The organism is Cetobacterium sp. (assembly GCF_048470075.1).
GTDB lineage: Bacteria > Fusobacteriota > Fusobacteriia > Fusobacteriales > Fusobacteriaceae > Cetobacterium_A.
In genome coordinates this window covers 1-2,764 of record NZ_DBGBQB010000002.1, presented here as the reverse complement: position 1 = coordinate 2,764, position 2,764 = coordinate 1, and the positions used below count along the sequence as shown (strand labels likewise).

Annotated in this window: 2 protein-coding genes; both read right to left on the bottom strand. The window is 30.7% G+C overall.

Annotation, left to right across the window (positions count from 1 at the left end; genetic code table 11):
* The coding region (locus ACMOUI_RS00040) for a restriction endonuclease subunit S (protein WP_418963700.1) at window positions 1–1,017 on the bottom strand (1,017 nt) is incomplete at its 3' end.
* 17 nt (window positions 1,018–1,034) lie between these two features.
* A complete protein-coding gene (locus ACMOUI_RS00035) occupies window positions 1,035–2,567 on the bottom strand; it encodes a type I restriction-modification system subunit M (protein ID WP_418963699.1) in 1,533 nt (510 codons plus the stop codon).
* Between the last annotated feature and the right edge of the window lie 197 nt (window positions 2,568–2,764).

The window sequence follows — 2,764 nt, the reverse complement described above, 5'->3', positions numbered from 1 at the left end:
GTAATATTCTTTATTTTGGGAAGTTTTAAATAACCCTATATTTTTTATTACATAATTTATTTTTTCCTCCATTACTAAATATAAATTTCCAATTGTCCCAATCATACTAATTAAGATATCATACTGATTAACCTGACTTCTTTTATTTATTTTAATATAATCTTCTTCAGAAATTACATTTGCACTCTCAAAATTTATTTTATTCTTTTCTAAATGTTTGGAAGTTACTAACTTATATCCAGCTTCGCTTTTCTTTGGCGAATCATGTGTTCCATCTTTAACCTCAATTATATTTTCTACTTCCTTAATTTCCCATCCCTCTGGAATCTCTCCAAGTTCACTATCTACCATTTTTCCACCACTACTTCTATATGGCTCTCCATTCTCATTTGGGAAATCAAAATCTATAAACCATCTTTTGAAAAGAGTTTGTGCCGTCTCTTCAAGAGTTTTATTCATTTCATTATTGATTTCTATTTTATCATCAAGAGCTGATAATATTGAGGCTATCTTTTCTTGGGTTTCTAGTGATGGTAATTTTATTAAATAATTTTTTATATCTTCCTGAGTTATACTAGCTTGACTAGCACTTCCTTGTGCAGTATTTATAATATAGTTCTTAAATTTTTCATATTTTAAAACATAGTACAAATATTTTTGAGTTATTTTTTCATTTGCTCTTATCCTAACTGCATTTTGATTAAGAAGTGCAGTTTCTGCTTTTTTAGGAACTTTTATCACTTTTCCTACCACTGAAGCTGGATTGGTTGGCCAAGAACCTACAGTAGTTATTATTATATCATCTAAATTTAATGAATATCTCTCATATTTTTCAGCTAATTTTTCGGCTAAGCATACACACGAGTTTATATCTATACTTTGATCTGTTAAATTTGAAACTTTTACAATTTTCCTTCCTACATTTTCAAAATCTTTTGACTTAAATGCAAATCCTTTTTGAAAATAAGCGATATCTCCTAACTTAATTTCTATATAAGTCTCTTTTAACTCTTCCATATCTTTATTCTCCACCATTATATATCAAATCCTAACTTAGCTAGGTTAGCTCTTATCTCTTCTTCTAAGTGTCTGCTCTTTGCAAATTGTTCAGCTAGTTTTGCACTTAAATCTGCCATCTTTTCCTCGTAAGGGATTCCATCGTCCTCTGCTTCTTCTATTCCTACATACCTTCCTGGAGTTAATATATATTCATGTCCTTTAACCTCTTCAAATGTTGCACTCTTACAGAAACCTTGAATATCTTCATACTCTCCCTCACCTTTATATGAACCTCTCCACATATGGTAAGTATCAGCTATCTTTTGAATATCTTCAGGTGATAACTCTCTTAAACTTCTTTCTACAAGAACACCCATTTTTCTAGCATCTATAAATAGAATCTCTCCATTTCTTTCTCTATGTTTAGGATTACTTTTGTTTCTATTTAAAAACCATATACAAGCTGGAATTCCAGTAGTTAAGAATAACTTATCAGGAAGAGCTACAACGCAATCTACTAAATCATCCTCTATCATATTTTTCCTAATCTCTCCCTCATTTAAAGTGTTAGATGATAGTGATCCATTTGCTAGAACTATTCCAGCTGTTCCATTTGGTGATAAATGATGTGCCATATGTTGTAGCCAAGCATAGTTAGCATTTCCCTCTGGAGGTGTACCATATTTCCATCTAGCATCTCCATCTAAAGATTCATGCCAATAATCTTTTATATTAAATGGTGGATTAGCCATGATATAATCCATCTTCTTACCTTTATGCTGGTCTTTTGTAAATGTATCAGCTGGTTCATCTCCTAAATCAACCTCTATTCCTCTAATAGCTAAGTTCATCTTACATAGTTTCCAAGTAGTTCCATTACTCTCTTGTCCAAATACAGATATATCTCCAATTCTTCCGCTATGATTTTTTATAAACTTTTCAGATTGAACAAACATACCTCCACTTCCACAAGCAGGGTCATATACTCTTCCCTTTGTAGGCTCTAAACATTCAACTATAGTTTTAACAATAGACTCTGGAGTATAGAATTGTCCTCCATTTTTTCCCTCTGAGTTAGCAAACTTTCCTAAGAAAAACTCATAAACTTGACCAAGTACATCTTGTCCTTTATCTGTTTTAGCTTGCAAGTTAATTCCACCAACTATATCTATTAACTCTCCTAGTTTTCCTTTATCCAAAAGAGGATTTGAATATATCTTATATAGAACATCCTTTAATGTTTTATTCTCTTTTTCAATAGCATACATAGCCTCATCAATTTTTATTCCAATCTCTGGAGTTTTTGCACTTTTAACTATCTCTGCCCATCTAGCTTCTTTCGGAACCCAGAAAATATTCTCTGCTGTATACTCATCTCTTTCCTCTTCAAAACCTTCTCCCTCTCCAACTAATTCATTGTATTTGCTTTCAAATCTATCACTTATATATTTTAAAAATACCAATCCTAGTACAACATATTTATACTCTGCTGGATCCATATTATTTCTTAATTTATCACATGCTTTCCAAAGATTATCTTTGAAGTTATCCTTTTCTACAACTGCCATAAAATTCCCTCCTAGTGATTAACTTTAATAAGTCTATTCATTTATAGTATATCATATTTAAACTATCTATTTTAGATTTATTTTAATCATAAAATAACAAAAAACAAGAGCTTTTAAAACTCTTGTTTTCACTTTTATTTAACTCTGCTTCTCCTATAGTTTTAACTTTTCCCATATTAAAATACGAAGTATTACTA